Source organism: Ruegeria sp. THAF57, from assembly GCF_903914075.1.
Taxonomy (GTDB): Bacteria; Pseudomonadota; Alphaproteobacteria; order Rhodobacterales; family Rhodobacteraceae; genus Ruegeria.
This window is the reverse complement of the sequence record NZ_CAIWNQ010000004.1, coordinates 197154-214693: the sequence shown is the minus strand read 5'-3', so window position 1 is coordinate 214693 and position 17540 is coordinate 197154. Positions and strand designations below refer to the sequence as shown.

Sequence of the window (17540 nt, the reverse complement as noted above, 5' to 3'; positions counted from 1 at the left end):
GGCAATCACTGCTTTGTTCGCCTCTTGTTCCTTATGGGACCAAAGAGAGAACATTTCAATAAAAACTTACAGAAAGTACTGTTCAGCAATTGTGTTAAAGAGTCGTTTACGCCACTCTGCCCTTGTGACAAACTTGGCCAAGGACGCGATAATTGCTTGTTTTCTATAAAGAACGTCTTGCGTTCCTAGCCGTCCCCAAGACCGGAAGCACTGCGTACCATGCGGCCTTGCAGGATCGGGCTGACCTTGTGATTACCGGCCCTCCGGATCTGAAACACGCGCCGGTCCGACGCTATGATCGTTTTTTTCAGAACATCTTTCGAAAAATGTACGACACCGAGATGGAAATTATGGCCGTTGTCCGAGAGCCGATCGACTGGCTTGGCAGTTGGTACAAGTTTCGCAGCCGACCCGAGCGTCTGAACCACCCGCATTCCACCCACGACCTGAGCTTTGATGATTTCGTTCAAGCCTACATGCAAACCCCACGCCCGGGCTTCGCGGATATTGGCAGTCAGAGCCAGTTTTTTCGCACACGGAACAACGGTGTTGGCGCAAGTCATGTTTTCAAATACGAAAATCAGGACAAAATACTGGATTTCCTGCAAGACCGACTTGGCACCGAGATATCTTTGACCCAAGAGAATGTCTCGCCAAAACGCGATTTGAGTTTGAGCCCGGAAACGGAAATAGCATTTCGCCAATCACATGCCGCCGAATTCGCATGTCATGACGCCGCGCTCTGACCGTTTCAATTAATTTGTTGAAACACCGCTTCTGTAAGTTGGTTCAAAGAAAAGGGTTTCGGCAGGAAGGTCGAATTGCTGATATCGTGGTCCGAGTTCCCAAATGCGCCTTCGGTATAGCCTGACATGAAGATGACCCTGACGTCGGGACGGTCTTCCAACGCCCTGCGAACCCATGTCGGCCCATCAATGCCGGGCATAACGACATCGGTGACAAAAACGTCCACATTCAAGGACCCATCTTCCAGCAACCGTAAAGCCTCTTCCGCGCAATCTGCCTCAAGCACCGTGTACCCTTTCAACCGCAACGCGCGGGTGGCAAATGCCCGGACCGGTGCTTCATCCTCAACCAAGAGGACAACGCCCTCGCCCGATCGAGCACCCTGAGCGTTAGGCAAGGTGGTTTCTTCGGGAACAATCCGCTCCTCTGCGCCCGAGACAGGCAGGAATACTGTGAATTCGGTTCCGCGCCCAACCAGACTGTCAACAAAGATGAACCCCCCCGTCTGCTTTACGATTCCGTAAACAGTAGACAGGCCCAGCCCCGTGCCTTCGCCGGTTCTCTTCGTCGTATAGAAGGGTTCAAAGACCTTTTGCAATTTGTCCGAAGCAATCCCGGTGCCGCTATCAATCACCTTAACAGTAACGTATTCGCCGGGTTGAACGGTCGCGCGGTCCCTGCGAAGTGGCTCTGTCAAACGAACAACCTCAGTTTCAATTCGCACATCCCCCCGTCCGGCATGGCGTCCCGTGCATTGACGACAAGGTTCATGAAAACCTGTTCCAGTTGGCGCTTATCTGCCCTCACGGGTTTGAGAACCGGGTCATGGCTGAGGATCAGGCGGATTTTCTCGCCAACCAGTCGATTCAACAGATGGATGAGGTCAGAAATTGTGTCCCGCAGGTCCAGAACTTCGGGCTGAAGGGTCTGTTTGCGCGAGAACGCCAGCAATTGACTGACCAGCGCAGCCGCGCGGTTGGCGTTTTGATTGATCTGAACCAGATCTCCGTAGTTTGGATCATTCTGATCATGTCTGAGCAGCAACAGGTCACAATGACCCGAGATCGCCGTAAGCAGATTGTTGAAGTCATGCGCAACTCCACCTGCCAGTTGCCCAACGGCCTGCATCTTTTGTCCCTGAACGAACTGGGCCTCCAAAGTCTTGAGCTCCGTCGCATCGTTCAACATGGCGATCAGGCAAACTTCGCCTTTGTCGACGACCTTGCTCAGTGTGACCTGAACGAAGACTTCTTTATCCTTGCGACTTAGCCTAAGAAATTCCGAACGCGGTACTGCATCATCAGCTGCAGAGCGCGCCAGCCATTCGTGGATCGGATAGCCCAGCCCCTGCATGATTTGCGCGACGTTCGTTTCACCTGGACGGATATCCCCAACCAGCTTGGCGGCCAGACGGTTGACCTCTTTGATCTGCCCATCAAGGGAAAGGCACATGAGGGGGACTGGTAAATCATCAAATGGGGCCTCAGGCGCGGGACCGGCTGACACATTCACTGGAAGAATAAGTGTATCTTGAACTGATCCCGAACGTGAAAGCTCACACAAGGTCACCGGAATTGATCCATCGGCAGATTCGGCACGCACAATTTCACCAGCGGGCGGGAGTTCTGTCGCAAACACTTGCCCTATGGTCTCAGGCCGGAAACCAAGAAGACTTTCTGCGGCTCCGTTGACGCGCAGCAGCGTGCCATTTCTTCCGTGCGTCAGAACAGGAACATCCGCATCATCCCATTGTCCCCGCTCGTCCATTTTGAAGCGCCAGCAATATAGGCCGTGCCCAACATCAAAGACCGAGACCGGCACGGTCGACCCAACAGTAACAACATCTTCGCGTGCTTTTCCGTGAATTTCCGCTAAAGCTTGCAGCCGAAGCAAAACCGCAGATGGATTGGCAAACACGGACTTGAGAGAACTGTCCAGCCTGACCCCCGGAAAAGCATGGAACCGAGCCGAAGCCCTGGAATTCGCGTGGCTCACGCACCCTTCGGAATCCGCGATCACGCAGGGAAACATGTCCTGTTCTGCGAATGATGCCATAACCTTAATGGCCTGCCGCAGGGATAGTTCCGCGATCTGCCCCCTAAGCACGACCAAAAATGCAGCCGACAGAAATGAGACTCCGACGACCAAAAATCCAGTTGCAATAGCTTCCGGTAGGTCTTTGGCAAAGGGCGCGAGACTAAGTGCACCACCCAGCATCACCAAAGAGGCAAGCCGCACGTTGGCAGGAAATTTCCTGAGGGAATGTTCAGAAATCAAGGCGAGGGCTTCAGGCATTAACAACTCGGATCAATAGATTTTTTGGAGATCAGCCCAAATTGATTAACACCCTATTAATTCTCTCGCCAAAATCTACCCCAAGTTGTTTGATGCGTCAAAATTACCGCCTTAGATGTGACGCAAAGAAACCGTCCGCGCCCTCAGTCGGCAACCACCTTTTGCGAAATGCCTCACTCCATTCGGAATGAAGCGCTGTAAACCTGTCGACGACTTCATCGTTTTCGAACCTCAACATCGAACAGGTCACGTAGGCCAGTGTTCCGCCTTCACCGACTAGCGACGACGTTGTCTCCAAAATCTCAAACTGCAATTCAGTCAACTCAGTCAGGCGCTGTGGTGTCAATGCCCACTTCCCGGCAGGTGCACGCCGCCATGAACCGCTTCCCGAACAAGGCGCGTCCACCAACACGATATCAAAAGGACCGTGTTTCCGAACGTCTTGCGTGGTCACTGTCGTAACCTTGGCACCAGCGCGTTCAGCACGGGCAGGAAGGTCACGCATCCGGCCCGCGTTTACATCATGCGCAAAAACTTCGACATCGCGATGCGCGGCCAAGGCCAAAGACTTTCCTCCGCCGCCAGCGCAATAGTCAAGTACGCGCAGACCCGGCTGCAGGTCCAGCGCGGACACAACAGCTTGACTTGCCGCATCCTGAAGCTCAACAAGCCCTTCGGTATAGGCCCGGCTTTGTGCGACCTTGCGGGCCCCTTCGACGACTTCAAGTGCCGTGTCACTGGCTGGATGAACGCGTGCAACGATCCCATCCTGATTCAGTGCCACAATTGCGTCGGACCGATTGGTTTTGATTAGGTTGGCGCGTAGATGGATCGGAGCACGTCTTTGCAACGCTTCTGCAGCAGGAACAGCCTGATCTCCTAAGGAGTCCTTGAACACCGGCCATAACCAATCGGGGATATCGTACAGCTCTGCGTCAGATGCAAAGTCTCGCCCAGCTTCCGTTTCCAGCACAGCAGTCGGCGCGTGACGTTCGCCGGTGAAAAGCGCGGCAAGGTCAGCCTGCGCGGCCCGTGACGCGCCAATCATCAGCCCACGCCCGGTTGCCGCTCCGCCAAGTACTGCAAAGGATCGTTTGCAACGAACAGCACCGAAAACATGGTCACGAATGGCCGCACGATCTTTTGACCCCGCAAAACGGCTTCGGCGCGCCCATCCCGTAAGAGCCTTTTCAACCGGCGTTCCGCCAAGAATCTCGTCCAGAATCTCGATGGAGGCCTGAACGCGGGCTGCTGGTGTCATCGGGCTGTCCCTTGCTCTTTAGAAACACAAAACGGCGCCCAAACAGGCGCCGCATTGCACAATTCGAGAGTTTACATCACGCGGTAGTTCGGGCTTTCGCGCGTGATCTGAACGTCATGCACATGGCTTTCCTTCAGCCCCGCGCCCGTGATTTTGACAAAGCTGCAGTTGCGCCGCATCTCTTCCACAGTTGCGCAGCCCGTATAGCCCATCGCCGCCCGCAGGCCGCCAACCAACTGATGCACAACGGCACTGGCCGAGCCTTTGTAGGGCACCTGCCCTTCGATCCCTTCGGGCACCAGCTTGTCGTTGGCGGCGTCTTTCTGGAAGTACCGATCCGCCGAGCCGCGCGCCATTGCGCCCAAGCTACCCATACCGCGATATGATTTGAACGAGCGGCCCTGATACAAAATCACCTCACCTGGGCTTTCATCGGTGCCCGCGATCATCGAGCCGACCATGGCGCAAGATGCCCCGGCCGCGATCGCTTTGGCGAAATCGCCCGAAAACTTGATGCCGCCATCGGCGATTACCGGCACATCCCCGGCCGCTGCAGCGCAATCCATGATCGCTGTCAACTGTGGCACACCCACACCGGCCACCATCCGCGTGGTACAGATCGAGCCCGGCCCGATCCCCACCTTAATCGCATCCGCGCCCGCATCGATCAGCGCCTTGGTCGCCTCGCCCGTGGCCACGTTGCCCGCGATGATCTGAACCTCATTCGACAGGGTCTTGACCCGTTTCACCGCGTCCAGAACGCCCTGCGAATGGCCATGTGCGGTGTCCACAACGATGATGTCGACGCCTGAATCCACCAATTGCTCGGACCGCTCAAACCCTGCGTCCCCGACCGAAGTCGCTGCCGCAACGCGCAGGCGGCCCAAACGGTCCTTGCAGGCGGTAGGGTTCAGCACGGCTTGTTCTGTGTCTTTCAGGGTCAGCAGGCCGGTCAGCTTGCCTTCGCCATCAACTACCAGCAGCTTCTCGATCCGACGCGCCTTCATCAGGCTTTTGGCTTCTTCCAAATCGGCCGGCTCCTGAAGCATCGCCAAATTGTCGGTGGTCATCATTGCGTGGATCGGCGTGTCGTCCGAGGTCGCAAACCGCATGTCGCGGTTGGTCACGATACCGACAACGCGACCCTCGGGATCGACAACGGGAAAGCCGGTGAAGTTGTACCGCTCGACTAGCGCCTTGGCATCCGCCAGCGTCTGATCCGCGCGCAGGGTTACAGGGTTATAGACGATGCCGGATTCGAACCGCTTGACCCGGCGTACCTCGCGGGCCTGTTCTTCGGTGCTCAGGTTCTTGTGGATCACGCCGATGCCGCCTGCCTGCGCCATGGCTATGGCCATGCGCGCCTCGGTCACTGTGTCCATCGCTGAACTCAGCAGCGGGATGTTCATGGTAATCTCGCGCGTCACGCGCGTCGTCGTATTCGCCGTTGCGGGCAGCACAGAAGATGCGCCCGGAACCAGAAGAACGTCGTCAAAGGTGAGTGCCTCACGAATCTGCATCTGCTAACCCCATGCAAAACCCCGTTTGACGGCGACCCTATTGCATGGATTCAAGCTAAGGAAAAGCCCCTGACCTAAACTAGTTTTGCCCTGCGGGACATTGCCGCGGCAAAAAACGACGCAAGACGGTCAAAACGTGCCGCTGAATGGCCTTTCCCTTTGCGCACAAACCCATATCTTGCGCGGCAGATGCGCGAATACAAAAGGCAGGCCAGATATGACCACCGAACCCCTTGTCGTTTTTACCCCGTCGGGCAAACGTGGGCACTTCCCAGTTGGCACTCCGGTCCTGACCGCTGCCCGGCAGTTGGGTGTCGATCTGGATTCGGTCTGTGGCGGGCGTGGGATTTGTTCGAAATGTCAGATCACGCCCAGCTATGGTGAGTTTCCCAAGCACGGTGTCACCGTATCTGAGGACGCGCTGAGCGAATGGAACGCGGTCGAACAACGCTATGATGACAAGCGAGGGTTAAAGCCCGGTCGCCGTCTGGGCTGTCAGGCCACCGTTCAGGGCGATGTGGTGATCGACGTGCCGCCCGAATCTCAGGTCCATCGTCAGGTCGTCCGCAAAGCGGCCGCGGCCCGCGCCATCACCATGGACCCGGCGACGCGGCTGTATTTCGTGGTGGTCGAGGAACCCGACATGCACTCGCCCACCGGCGATCTGGAACGGCTGGAACGCGCCCTGCGCGAGCAGTGGAAGATCGAAGCCATCACCGCCGACCTGTCGCTGATGGCCAAGCTGCAGCCTGTGCTGCGCAAAGGGAAATGGGAGGTCACGGTCGCCGTCCACAAAGGCCACAAGGACAAGGTCGCGCAGGTCGTGGAAATCTGGCCCGGCCTGCATGAACAGGGACTGTACGGTCTGGCCATCGACCTTGGATCAACCACTATCGCCGCCCACCTGACGGATTTGGAAACCGGTGAGGTCAAGGCCTCCTCGGGCCTGATGAATCCGCAAATCCGCTTTGGCGAAGACCTGATGAGCCGCGTGTCCTACGCCATGATGAATCCCGGCGGCGATCAGGAAATGACGAAGGCCGTGCGCGAGGCAATCAATGACCTGACCACCTCGATAGCAGATGAGGCCGGAATCGACGCCAGCCTAATCGTGGAAACGGTGTTCGTTTGCAACCCCGTCATGCACCACTTGCTGCTGGGTCTGGACCCGGTCGAGCTGGGGCAGGCTCCGTTCGCGCTGGCCACATCCGAGAGCATGTCCCTGCCCGCGCGTGAGATGGACCTGATCCAGATGAACCCCCGCGCACAGGTCTATATCCTGCCTTGCATCGCGGGCCATGTAGGGGCCGACTGCGCCGCCGTGGCCCTGTCCGAGGAACCCGCCAAGTCTGAAGATCTTGTGCTGATCGTGGATGTAGGCACCAACGCGGAAATCCTGCTGGGCAACACTTCGCGCGTACTGGCCTGTTCTTCACCCACCGGCCCAGCATTTGAAGGCGCGCAGATCAGTTCGGGCCAGCGCGCCGCGCCCGGCGCGATTGAACGGATTGAGATTGACCCCGTCACCAAGGAACCGCGTTTCCGTATCATCGGGTCGGACAAGTGGTCCGACGAGGACGGGTTCGATCTCGACATCGCTACCACCGGAATCACTGGCATCTGCGGCTCAGGCATTATCGAAGCTGTGGCCGAAATGCGCATCGCCGGGCTGCTGGATGAAAGCGGTCTGATCGGATCGGCCGAACAAACCGGCACTGCGCGCTGCATCCCCGAGGGCCGCACACATTCCTATCTGATCCACGATGCAAGCGCCGAGGGTGGCCCGCGTATTACTGTGACCCAAGGTGACATCCGCGCCATCCAACTGGCGAAATCGGCGCTTTATGCCGGTGCGCGCCTGCTGATGGACGAGATGGAGGTCGACGCCGTTGACCGCGTGGTTCTGGCCGGGGCGTTCGGCGCGCATATCTCGACCAAACACGCGATGGTTCTGGGGATGATCCCCGACGCGCCGTTGGACAAGGTCTCCAGCGCAGGCAACGCTGCCGGAACCGGCGCGCGGATCGCGCTGTGCAATATCGGATCGCGCACGGAAATCGAACGTGTCGTGCGCGAGATCACCAAGGTCGAAACCGCCATCGAGCCCAAGTTTCAGGACCATTTCGTCGCCGCCAACGCGATCCCGCACAAGACCGACCCGTTCCCGGAGCTGGCACAGGTGGTCACGCTGCCCTCACCCACGTTCAACACCGGCGGCGGGGATGAGGAAAAATCTGGCCGCCGCCGCCGCCGCAGGTCATAGTCACCTCAAAGAACCGGAGGCGACATGGCGATAGCAAACGAAGAACAGGCTGAATTCTGGGGCAACTCACCCTCGGGTGCGAAATGGCTGACCTATGAGGATCAGATGGATGCCCTTCTGGCCCCGGTTCTGAATCTGGTTCTGGATCGCGCCGCCCTGCAACCGGGTCAGCGCGTGTTGGATATTGGCTGCGGCACAGGGGCCAGCACGGTTCTGGCCGCACAGGCCGTAGGACCTAACGGACATGTTCTGGCCGCAGATTTCTCGCAACCTTTTCTGGATCGCGCGGCTGAGCGCGCGCAGGCCGTAGGCCACGCGAATATAAGCTTTCAATTCGCAGACGCGCAGACCCATCCTTTTGAGGAGGGCGATCGCGATATCATGATCTCGCGCTTTGGGGTGATGTTCTTTGAGGATACCGTGGCCGCCTTTGCCAACATGGCCCGTGCACTGAAACCTGGCGGTCGGATGTGTTTCGCCGCTTGGGGGCCGCTGTCCGGCAACCCATGGTTCCGCGTGCCCCATATCGCAGCCACCGAACAGCTTGGCACCCCACCCAAAGTGGATCGCAACGCCCCCGGCCCCTTGGCCTTTCACGATCAGGACAGGGTCAGCGGATTGCTTGCCGACGCCGGCCTGACCGAGATCACCGTCGATGCCGTTCCCCTCACCCTGCCCGCTCGAGGCACGCTTGAGGACTGCGCGGCGCTGTGTACTCGGATCGGACCCGCCGCGCGCGTGATCGACCATTTCGATGGTACACCCGAAGATGTAGCCGCTATCCGCGAGGCAGTGGCGTTGCAGTTCGAGCCATATTTACAAGGGGAATTCGTGCACGTCCCGGCTCTGATCAACCTATTTCAGGCGCGTCGGGCCAATTGATCAGATCAGAGAAAACTGGAGCGGGTAGCGGGAATCGAACCCGCGCGTTCAGCTTGGGAAGCTGACAGGCTACCATTACATCATACCCGCCGCGTGGGTTGGAATAGCATTGGCTCGGGACCAGCTTCAAGCACGTTTCAACACTGCATCACAAGATTACTCTGTCCGGGCACGCAGGCTGTCGATCAGCGATTGTTCAACGTCCAACGCTTTGCACGCGGCATCAAGAGTTCGCTGGTCCAAGTGTTGCGGGCTCAGGTCGATGTCCCTGGAGAACGCTTCAACAATCGTTCGCATCGTCTTGATCCGGGCGTATTTCTTGTTGTTGGCGGGGATCACGTGCCACGGCGCGGTCTGGGTCGAGGTGCGCGCCAGCATTTCATCCACCGCGACCTCGGCCTCGGACCAGCGTTCGCGGTTGCGGAAATCCTCGTAGGTCAGTTTCCAGCGTTTCAGCGGGTTTCGCAGACGTTCGGTGAATCGCGCCATCTGTTCCTCGGGCGAGATGTGGAAGAATAGCTTTACAATCCGCGTGCCGTCATCCACCAGCATCCGTTCGAAATCGTTGATCTCACCATAAGCGGCGCGCCAGCGATCTTCGGGGGTGAACTTTTCCAACCGCTCGACCAGCACGCGCCCGTACCAACTGCGGTCAAAGGCTGAAATCGCGCCCTCGGGCGGCAAACGTTCCCAGAACCGCAACAGATAGTGCCGGTTCAGATAGTAGTTGCGCGGCGCACCAATCGGCCAAACCTTGAAGCTGCGCGGGTCCAGTGCCTGACTGATCCGCCGGATCGTGCCGCCTTTGCCAGCCGCGTCCCATCCTTCGAACACCAGCACGCCCTTGGTCCCGTGAAACAGAAATGCCTGTTGGATGAGCGCCAATTGAGCCTGCAACTCTACCAGTTCCTCAAAATACTCTTTCTTGCCCAGCCTCAGCGACAGATCGGCTTCGGCCAGCTTCGGGGGAATATGCTTGGTCATAATGGCGCCCTGATCTGCCAGAAAATCACAACCAGTGTCGCAATACCGGCCGCAACCGGCATTGATCGGTGTCAAAACAAAAAAAGCCGGGCACTAGGCCCGGCCTTCGATCAAAATTTGATGCGGATCACGCGCGGCGGCGGCGGCCACCACCACGACGACCACCTGCGGCGCCTGCTGCCGCGGCTTCTTCAGGCGACTTGTTGAACTTGATCCACGCTCCGCCATGCGGGTCATTGTTGGTCAGCAGATTAGCGGCGCGGATGGCCTCCATTTCCTTACCGGCTCGCGGTTTGGTCGAGCCCAGACCGAACAGTTGACAGAAGGTCTCATCATCCATATCCGCAGGCAGAACGATGCCCTTGGCTGCAACCTCGGCCTTCTTTTCAGCCAGTTTCTTAGGACCAACTGGCAAAGCCACCGGATTCATGATCGCCGAGGTCATACCAGCGCCCATTGCCATCGGCAGGAAGGCATTGTTGATGCCGTGGCGGTTAGGCAGACCGAACGAGATGTTGGACGCACCGCAGGTGGTGTTCACGCCCAGTTCCTCGCGCAAGCGACGAACCAGAGCAAACACCTGCTGGCCGGCAGTTGCCATCGCGCCGATGGGCATGACCAGCGGGTCAACTACGATGTCATGGGCCGGAATGCCGAAGTCGGCGGCGCGTTCAACGATCTTCTTGGCGACGTCAAAGCGCACATCAGGGTCTTCGGAAATCCCGGTGTCGTCGTTCGAGATTGCCACAACCGGCACGTTGTATTTCTTGACCAGCGGCAACACCAGTTCCAGACGCTCTTCTTCACCGGTAACCGAATTCAGAAGCGGGCGGCCCTCGGCCGCTTCAAGACCGGCTTCCAGAGCGCCCGGAACGGACGAGTCGATGCAGAGCGGGACGTCAACCAGGCCCTGAACCAGCTCGACGATCTTGGTCATCAGCGGCGGCTCGGTCTCGTTCGGGTTGGGGTTCGAGTTGTAGACAACGCCCGCATTGATATCCAGAACGGTCGCGCCTGCTGCAACCTGCGCAATGGCGTCCTTCTCGACAGTCGAGAAATCGCCCGCTTCCAGTTCTGCGGCCAGTTTCTTGCGGCCAGTGGGGTTAATCCGCTCACCGATCACGCAGAACGGTTCGTCGAAGCCAAGAACGGCGGTTTTTGTTTTTGATTCTACGACAGTACGGGTCATGTCCGTTCCTTAGGTATTTGCAGGCTTTGCCGAAGCGCCGCCATTGTTGATAGCCCAGTTGGCGTTGGTCTTGACGCCGCCAAGCGGGAAGAAATGTACGTTGGTGATGTTGAAATCCGGGTTGGCGGCTTTGTGGTTGGCCAATTCAGTGATCACATCGGTCGGCTCATAAGGCAGCAACAGCTTGGATACATCCATCGCACGCTTTTGCAGAACCTTCAGCGATGGACCAACGCCACAGGCAATCGCGAATTTGATCAGAGTCTGCAACTTGGCCGGACCCGCAATACCAATATGGATCGGTAGGTCGATCCCCGCGGCCTTCAGACCGTCTGCCCATTCAATGATCGGCTTCGCGTCGAACGCAAACTGTGTCGCCAGCGCCATTTCGGCGTCGGTTGTCTCGCTGAATTTCTGTTTCCAGCGCAGCGCATCGTCAACATTTTTGGTCGAGCCGTCGGGGTCGATATCCTTGTTGCCCTCGGGGTGGCCAGCCACGTGCAGACGCTTGAAACCTGCCTTGTCAAACAGGCCGGTCTCCATCAGTTGCATCGAACTGTCAAAATCTCCCTGCGGCTTGTCCAGTCCACCGGCCAGCAGCAGCGCCTGTTCCACGCCCGCTTCGCCCTGATACATAGAAATCCAGTTTTCCAGCGTCGCCGCGTCCTTGATGATCCGCGCAGGAAAGTGCGGCATGACCGGATAGCCCTCGGCAGCGATGCGCTTGGCGGTCTTAACCATGTCCTCGATCGGGGTGCCCTCGATATGTGCGATGTAGACACGGGTACCTTCGGGCAGCAGAGCGCGGAAATCCTCGACCTTTTCGGCCGTACGGGGCATTACCTCGATCGAATAGCCCTGCAAAAAGGCTTCGACGGTCGGGTTTACAGGGCCGTTTTCGGCGGCATCACGTTTCTTGAAGTTCAGCAAAGCCATCGCGGCCTCCCATATAGATTTCGGGCTCATGCCCAACCGTCATTTGCGATAAGCGCCTTGATACGGTCCTGATCATATTCCGTTTCCAGACGCACGGCCTCGGCCTCAGCGATCTCGGACGGGTCGCCCTCAACCGCAAAAGGCTCGGCCTTGCGCCACTCGGCCAGATAGGCGTCGCTATCCTTGGCGTTCACCTTCATCGCCGCGCGGTCGATGGCTTGCTCGAACCGTTCCTCCAATTGCCGCTTTGCGCCCCGGCGGCCTTTGCCGACGATGACTTGAGCTGGGATATCGCGCCAAAAAACGATGGTGACGTCAGGCATCGCGTTTGATTCCTCCTAACCAGATGGATCGGTTCTAAACTTCAATATGGGCTCAGGTCGGTCGATTTTCGACACAAGGCAGAGTTCTAACGACCTTTTTACCCACGATGGGATACCGGCCTTGTAACGAAGTCTTGAGCAAACCCTCACATCAAAATTCTCATCACCTTAATGAGCGTCTTGCACGACGCAGGCGCGCGACCTATGGTCGGGGTAACTCGAAAATCGGAGGGCGTTACGATGGCGCCCAAGCGTCCCAAAGGTGCGGGCGCGTTCCCGAAGGCGGTCGAAAGCCCCGCGCCGGCAAGACCCGATCCAGATGCGTTGTATGCGGCGCTGGATCTGGGGACAAATAGCTGCCGCATGTTGATAGCCCAGCCCAAGGGCAGCGGGTTCCATGTGGTCGACAGCTTCTCAAAATCCGTGCAATTGGGCGCGGGTCTTGAGCGGACCGGGCGTTTGTCCCGATCATCCATGGCACGCACCATTCAGGCGCTGCGGATTTGCCAGCAAAAACTGAAACGCAATAAAGTCCGACGAATGCGGCTGGTTGCGACCGAAGCTTGTCGGCGCGCCAAAAATTCACGCGACTTCATCCGGCAGGTGCGGCGCGAAACCGGGCTGACGCTTGAGATCATCCAGCCCGAGGAAGAAGCACGGCTTGCCGTGATCTCCTGCGCGCCTCTGGTTTCAACCAAGACCGAACAATTACTGGTCGTGGATATCGGTGGCGGCTCGACCGAACTGGTGTGGATCGACATCTCATCCGTTCCACGCCGGGATCGGCCCGCGGCGATCATGCGTCTGCACAATGGGTTTCACACAGCCGAAAGCCCATTTCCTGCGGCCAAGGTTGTGGACTGGATCAGTGTTCCTTTAGGGGTTGCGACCCTTCGGGATCAGTTCAACGACGTCGAGGACGACTCGGCTCGGTTTGCCTTGATGAGCTGGTTTTTCGAAGAAAATCTGGCCGATTTCGCCCCCTACAAAGATGAGCAGGCACGTGAAGGGTTTCAGATTGTAGGCACCAGCGGCACGGTCACTACCGTCGCTGCGTCCCACCTTGGGCTCAAACGATATGACCGAACCAAGGTCGATGGCCTGCGCATGACCAGCGATCAGATTGACAAAGTGATACGTGGTTATCTAGAACTCGGCCCTCAGGGTCGACGCCGGGATCCGCGTATCGGCGATGATCGGCAGGCCCTGATCATGTCCGGCTCGGCCATTTTGCAGGCGCTGTTACGCTGCTGGCCCACCGACCGTCTTTCCGTGGCGGATCGTGGGCTGCGCGAGGGTCTGCTTTATGCACAAATGAGCGCGGACGGCGTATTGGAAGACGGACCGTTCTAATGGCGAAGACACCGACTGGCAAAAACAACTCGGGCCGCGGACAGCGCGACCTGAAGGTTAAGGTCAAGACTGCACGTGGGCGCAAGCTCAGCTCAACCCGCTGGCTCGAACGGCAGTTGAATGACCCTTATGTCAAGCGCGCGAATGCCGAAGGGTATCGCGGACGCGCGGCCTATAAGATATTGGAACTGGACGACAAGTTTCGTTTTCTGGTCCCTGGCGCACGCGTCGTTGATCTGGGTTGCGCCCCCGGCGGGTGGTTGCAGGTCGCTGTCAAACGGGTGAATGCGCTGGGCGAAAAAAGCGGCAAGCGGATCGGCACGGTTCTGGGCGTGGACTTGCAAGAAGTCGAGCCGGTCGCTGGTGCAATGGCCCATGTGCTGGACTTCATGGAGGACGACGCCGACCAAAAGGTCAAAGAATGGCTGGGCGGCAAGGCGGATGTGGTAATGTCGGACATGGCAGCCGCGTCATCAGGGCATAAGCAAACCGACCATCTACGGATCATGGCACTGTGTGAGACAGCCGCCTATTTCGCATTTGATGTTTTGGAAGAAGGCGGCACCTTCGTCGCCAAAGTCCTGGCCGGAGGTGCCGAGGGCGATCTGCAAAAACTGCTGAAACAGAAATTCACCAAGGTCGCCAACGTCAAACCACCTGCGTCCCGATCAGACAGTTCCGAGAAGTTTGTTGTAGCAACTGGTTTTCGAGGCGACTCTTAATCCTCTAACGAAACCTGTTCTTCGGTCAGAACCTGCTCGCGCAGGGACGCAGCAGCGATGCCCTGTAGCAGCAGAGCCTCGCCATGGTTAAGGTATTGCGGCTTGCGGGTACGCAAATCCTCAATGCGCTGGGACATTGATAGCGGGCGTTGCAATTGCGATATCCAAACCGGCTTTCCAAACATTTCAAACCCCTTACCGAAAAAAGCTTCTGCTCCTTCCGATTTGGATACCGCTAGATTTTGCCGTGAACATGGCCGAAAGCGGGTTTTACAATGCCAATTTAGCGCCCGATCTGGGCCTGTAGCTGCAGCAGTTCGGGGTGTTTCGGAACCCGCGACAACCCTTCTGCAAGAACGCCCCGCGCGGCTTCGACCCCTCGGTTCAACTGAACGAGTTGAACCAGTATCGGCCATGCCTCGGCACGTTGCGGGTCAAGGGTTATCACTTCGGCAAAGGCGCGCTCGGCCGCCTCGGGATTGCGAAGCGTAAGGGCCATGCCACCCAGCACCATATGCGTTTCGGGAAAATCCAGACGGTTCGCAATCGCGCCTTGCCACTCTGACATACCCTGTCCGGCCAATTGTCCTTGTTCGCGGGTCAATACTTGCGGCGGTATGGTCAGAAACTCCTTCGCTGCTGCAATCCGAACATTGCGGCGCGGGTCCGACAGCAACGGTTCCAACCGCTGAACTCGATCCGACATACTCGCATATCGTTGCAGAGGGGCTGCGTTGGTGCGAACAACCGGATCAACGTCCGCCAGCAACGACGCCGTCTGAGCCGCAATTTCGTCCGAGCCAAAATCCTGCAGCAAATAAGCCGCCGTCGCGCGAACAATGCCCGCCAGCCCGGGATCGGTGGCGATATCCAGCAATGCGGCGGGCCCGTCCGCGCGGCCTGTCAGCACTTGCTGAAACGACGTGCCATAGTGCATGCCACGCTGTTCCGACTGGGGAAACCATGCCTCAATCTGTGTCGCTGCCCACTCCTGATCCTCGTCCTTGTGACAATCGGTGCAGGCATCTTCGCCAAGCCCCAAGTCCGGGCGCGGGATACGGAAACTGTGATCACGTCGACCGTCGACCCCCATGTAGACACGTTCGATCATATGGCACGACTTGCACTGTGCGCCGTCGCTGCCGTCAGGATGGTGGTGATGATCTGGCGCGTCGTATTCTTTTGACGTCAGAGTCGGAAAGCGGCTGTTCCCAGCGGGAGAATGGCACTGTGTGCAAACCCCATTCCCCTCGGCCCGCAATGTCGCGCTGTGGGGCTCGTGGCAGTCCATGCACCCTACGCCTTGCGCGTACATCTTGGACTGCAGGAACGAGCCATAGACATAGACTTCATCCAGTATCTGCCCGTCGGGGTGGTACAATCCCGGTCTCAGCACCGCGAGGTTATAGGCATCGTGATACGGCGTTCCCGGCAAGGGATTACCGTCACCATGTGCTTCGCGACGCGAATGGCACCCAGCACATTGCTGGATTTCAGCCTCGGTCTGGCCGCTGCCCCAATCCATAATGAACCCGTATTCTGTCAGGTCGCCACCGAGGCTCTGACCTTTGGTCCAGTCGATATGGGCAGAACCCGGGCCATGGCACGCCTCGCACCCGACGCCGATCTCCTCCTGAGTTGATGCGTAACTGCGGGTTTGCGCGTCATAGTTCTTTTCAAAACCAGTCGCATGACATTCTGCGCAGCGGGCATTCCAGTTTTTATAGGGTCCTGTCCAGTGCAACCCGTCATCCGGGGGCAAATCCTGATCGGGGTAAAGGTGAAACCAACGCTTTTGCTCGGTATCCCAAACCACGTCAAAGCTTTGCAAACGGCCCGGTTCGGTTTCGAAAAGATATTGCTGAAGTGGCGCGATACCAATCACCGAGTGCACATCATACTCGGTCGTTACACCGTCTTTTTCGGTGACCCGAGCGCTTAGGGCTTCGCCTTTGGAAAACTCAACAGACATGCCATCATGCTCGAACCCGGTCCCGTCAAAGTCAGCGACAACGCGACCGGCATCTACGCCAGTCCACGCCAATGCGTGATGAGAATTGGCCCATGCGTCGGCTTCGTCCTGATGACACTCAACACATTGATCCGAGCCGACATAAGACGGTACCTGCGCCCAAGCGAACGCCGGAAAAAGCACTATGAAACCAAAAAGAAATTGTCTCAATCCACGGTCCCTTCGCCGGAATTCTGAAGGTCCATCAAGGCACCGTTAAATTCAGCGCCCAAAATCAGGATCGCCGCGCATAGATACAGGAAGATCAAGGCCGCCATTGCACCGGCCAATCCGGCATAGGTCGTGCTGTAAGACGCAAACTGACCGATATAGATCGAGAACGCCCATCCCCCTGCTGCCCAAAGCGCCAGTGTAAGAACCACGCCGGGCAGAATCTGCATCACCGAATGTCGACGTGTCGGCAATAGAAGATGCGCCAGAATCACGGTTCCGGCTGGAACGGCAACCGTAAAGGTCCATCGCAGCCGATCCACGGACAACCACTCTGACACGTTTACATCAGTCCTTTCAGACACAAGTTTTGTATAGACCGGCAAGACCACCTCGACCGCAGCAATCGCCAGAATCGTGGCGCCACCGATCACCACCAGTGCCAAACAGAACAGCCGGGTTTTCCAGAACGGCCAGCTATCGTGGTCATGATATGCCTGATTCATCGCTGCACGAACGGCCACAACACCGTTGGAAGCGAAGAACACGGCCAACAATCCCCCGATGGTTATGACGCCTGAACCGGATTCTTCCAGCACGGCCCGCAACTCAGCGACAATGGGGTCGGCCACGTCTTGCGGCCAGGCCCCAAAGATCAGCTCAATCAATTCATTGGTGACATAATCCTGAGACAAAGATCCGGCCAAGGCCACAGTGAACAAGACGAACGGAAACAAGGCGAGCATAAGGGACATGGCGACATGGCTGCTCATCACCAACCCGTTTTTGGCACCAAAGCGACCAAGCGCCAGCCACAGCGCCTGAAGAGGCCGGCCAAAAAGGGGAATCACGTTCGCGCTCATGCTGAAAGCCTACCCCGGCT

Annotated in this window: 16 protein-coding genes and 1 tRNA gene; 5 read left to right on the top strand and 12 right to left on the bottom strand. The window is 57.8% G+C overall.

The window, feature by feature from the left end; genetic code table 11:
* Positions 1-152 precede the first annotated feature (152 nt).
* The gene (locus tag RUESEDTHA_RS12325; protein ID WP_180887144.1) at positions 153-746 is read left to right on the top strand and encodes a sulfotransferase family 2 domain-containing protein; all 594 of its coding nucleotides are present in this window, start codon (positions 153-155) and stop codon (positions 744-746) included.
* Positions 747-751: 5 nt separating this feature from the next.
* Here the strand turns inward: RUESEDTHA_RS12325 and RUESEDTHA_RS21045 are convergent, their stop codons facing one another.
* The 4 genes from RUESEDTHA_RS21045 to guaB all read right to left on the bottom strand — a co-directional run bounded on the left by RUESEDTHA_RS21045 (position 752) and on the right by guaB (position 5823).
* A complete protein-coding gene (locus tag RUESEDTHA_RS21045) occupies positions 752-1444 on the bottom strand; it encodes a response regulator (RefSeq protein ID WP_370456791.1) in 693 nt (230 codons plus the stop codon).
* Positions 1441-3042, bottom strand: coding sequence for a nitrogen regulation protein NR(II) (locus RUESEDTHA_RS12320; RefSeq protein ID WP_370456790.1), 1602 nt, complete (start codon positions 3040-3042; stop codon positions 1441-1443). Before RUESEDTHA_RS12320 ends, RUESEDTHA_RS21045 begins: the two co-directional genes overlap by 4 nt.
* 103 nt (positions 3043-3145) lie before the next feature.
* Positions 3146-4303 (bottom strand): RsmB/NOP family class I SAM-dependent RNA methyltransferase, encoded by a 1158-nt coding sequence (locus tag RUESEDTHA_RS12315; protein ID WP_180887143.1) that lies wholly within the window; start codon positions 4301-4303, stop codon positions 3146-3148.
* Between the two features lie 71 nt (positions 4304-4374).
* Entirely contained in the window at positions 4375-5823 is a 1449-nt protein-coding gene (gene guaB, locus RUESEDTHA_RS12310; RefSeq protein WP_180887142.1) for an IMP dehydrogenase, read from the bottom strand.
* A gap of 217 nt (positions 5824-6040) precedes the next feature.
* On the opposite strand from guaB, the gene RUESEDTHA_RS12305 reads away from it, so the two are divergent.
* Together RUESEDTHA_RS12305 and RUESEDTHA_RS12300 are read left to right on the top strand one after the other, a co-directional pair.
* Positions 6041-8086: an ASKHA domain-containing protein gene (locus RUESEDTHA_RS12305; protein WP_180887141.1), complete on the top strand. Its 2046-nt coding sequence runs from the start codon at positions 6041-6043 to the stop codon at positions 8084-8086.
* A gap of 24 nt (positions 8087-8110) precedes the next feature.
* Positions 8111-8968: a class I SAM-dependent methyltransferase gene (locus RUESEDTHA_RS12300; RefSeq protein WP_180887140.1), complete on the top strand. Its 858-nt coding sequence runs from the start codon at positions 8111-8113 to the stop codon at positions 8966-8968.
* Between the two features lie 16 nt (positions 8969-8984).
* Here RUESEDTHA_RS12300 and RUESEDTHA_RS12295 read toward each other — a convergent pair.
* From RUESEDTHA_RS12295 to RUESEDTHA_RS12275, 5 genes are all read right to left on the bottom strand, one after another.
* Positions 8985-9058 (bottom strand) — tRNA-Gly (locus RUESEDTHA_RS12295).
* Between the two features lie 66 nt (positions 9059-9124).
* Positions 9125-9952 (bottom strand): polyphosphate kinase 2 family protein, encoded by an 828-nt coding sequence (locus RUESEDTHA_RS12290; protein WP_180887139.1) that lies wholly within the window; start codon positions 9950-9952, stop codon positions 9125-9127.
* A 127-nt stretch (positions 9953-10079) separates the two neighbouring features.
* A complete protein-coding gene (locus RUESEDTHA_RS12285; protein WP_180887138.1) occupies positions 10080-11141 on the bottom strand; it encodes a methyltetrahydrofolate cobalamin methyltransferase in 1062 nt (353 codons plus the stop codon).
* A 9-nt stretch (positions 11142-11150) separates the two neighbouring features.
* The gene (locus tag RUESEDTHA_RS12280; RefSeq protein WP_180887309.1) at positions 11151-12077 is read right to left on the bottom strand and encodes a methylenetetrahydrofolate reductase; all 927 of its coding nucleotides are present in this window, start codon (positions 12075-12077) and stop codon (positions 11151-11153) included.
* 26 nt (positions 12078-12103) lie between these two features.
* The gene (locus tag RUESEDTHA_RS12275; protein WP_180887137.1) at positions 12104-12400 is read right to left on the bottom strand and encodes a virulence factor; all 297 of its coding nucleotides are present in this window, start codon (positions 12398-12400) and stop codon (positions 12104-12106) included.
* Between the two features lie 240 nt (positions 12401-12640).
* Between RUESEDTHA_RS12275 and RUESEDTHA_RS12270 the strand changes: the two genes are divergently transcribed.
* A complete protein-coding gene (locus RUESEDTHA_RS12270) occupies positions 12641-13753 on the top strand; it encodes a Ppx/GppA phosphatase family protein (protein ID WP_180887136.1) in 1113 nt (370 codons plus the stop codon).
* A complete protein-coding gene (locus RUESEDTHA_RS12265) occupies positions 13753-14475 on the top strand; it encodes an RlmE family RNA methyltransferase (protein ID WP_180887135.1) in 723 nt (240 codons plus the stop codon). Before RUESEDTHA_RS12270 ends, RUESEDTHA_RS12265 begins: the two co-directional genes overlap by 1 nt.
* On the opposite strand, the gene RUESEDTHA_RS12260 is transcribed toward RUESEDTHA_RS12265, so the two are convergent.
* The 3 genes from RUESEDTHA_RS12260 to RUESEDTHA_RS12250 form a co-directional block, all read right to left on the bottom strand.
* Entirely contained in the window at positions 14472-14660 is a 189-nt protein-coding gene (locus tag RUESEDTHA_RS12260) for a hypothetical protein (RefSeq protein ID WP_180887134.1), read from the bottom strand. The two genes, RUESEDTHA_RS12265 and RUESEDTHA_RS12260, sit on opposite strands and share 4 nt — an antisense overlap.
* 98 nt (positions 14661-14758) lie before the next feature.
* A complete protein-coding gene (locus RUESEDTHA_RS12255) occupies positions 14759-16657 on the bottom strand; it encodes a multiheme c-type cytochrome (RefSeq protein ID WP_180887133.1) in 1899 nt (632 codons plus the stop codon).
* Positions 16654-17520, bottom strand: coding sequence for a YihY/virulence factor BrkB family protein (locus RUESEDTHA_RS12250; RefSeq protein WP_180887132.1), 867 nt, complete (start codon positions 17518-17520; stop codon positions 16654-16656). The genes RUESEDTHA_RS12255 and RUESEDTHA_RS12250 overlap by 4 nt, the downstream gene beginning before the upstream one ends.
* Between the last annotated feature and the right edge of the window lie 20 nt (positions 17521-17540).

Coding starts and splice junctions, on each gene's coding strand:
- RUESEDTHA_RS12265 (WP_180887135.1), top strand. CDS start 13,753: ATGGCGAAGACACCGACTGGCAAAAACAACTCGGGCCGCGGACAGCGC.
- RUESEDTHA_RS12315 (WP_180887143.1), bottom strand. CDS start 4,303: ATGACACCAGCAGCCCGCGTTCAGGCCTCCATCGAGATTCTGGACGAG.
- RUESEDTHA_RS12320 (WP_370456790.1), bottom strand. CDS start 3,042: ATGCCTGAAGCCCTCGCCTTGATTTCTGAACATTCCCTCAGGAAATTT.
- guaB (WP_180887142.1), bottom strand. CDS start 5,823: ATGCAGATTCGTGAGGCACTCACCTTTGACGACGTTCTTCTGGTTCCG.
- RUESEDTHA_RS12275 (WP_180887137.1), bottom strand. CDS start 12,400: ATGCCTGACGTCACCATCGTTTTTTGGCGCGATATCCCAGCTCAAGTC.
- RUESEDTHA_RS12280 (WP_180887309.1), bottom strand. CDS start 12,077: ATGGCTTTGCTGAACTTCAAGAAACGTGATGCCGCCGAAAACGGCCCT.
- RUESEDTHA_RS12270 (WP_180887136.1), top strand. CDS start 12,641: ATGGCGCCCAAGCGTCCCAAAGGTGCGGGCGCGTTCCCGAAGGCGGTC.
- RUESEDTHA_RS12300 (WP_180887140.1), top strand. CDS start 8,111: ATGGCGATAGCAAACGAAGAACAGGCTGAATTCTGGGGCAACTCACCC.
- RUESEDTHA_RS12260 (WP_180887134.1), bottom strand. CDS start 14,660: ATGTTTGGAAAGCCGGTTTGGATATCGCAATTGCAACGCCCGCTATCA.
- RUESEDTHA_RS12305 (WP_180887141.1), top strand. CDS start 6,041: ATGACCACCGAACCCCTTGTCGTTTTTACCCCGTCGGGCAAACGTGGG.
- RUESEDTHA_RS12285 (WP_180887138.1), bottom strand. CDS start 11,141: ATGACCCGTACTGTCGTAGAATCAAAAACAAAAACCGCCGTTCTTGGC.
- RUESEDTHA_RS12290 (WP_180887139.1), bottom strand. CDS start 9,952: ATGACCAAGCATATTCCCCCGAAGCTGGCCGAAGCCGATCTGTCGCTG.
- RUESEDTHA_RS12250 (WP_180887132.1), bottom strand. CDS start 17,520: ATGAGCGCGAACGTGATTCCCCTTTTTGGCCGGCCTCTTCAGGCGCTG.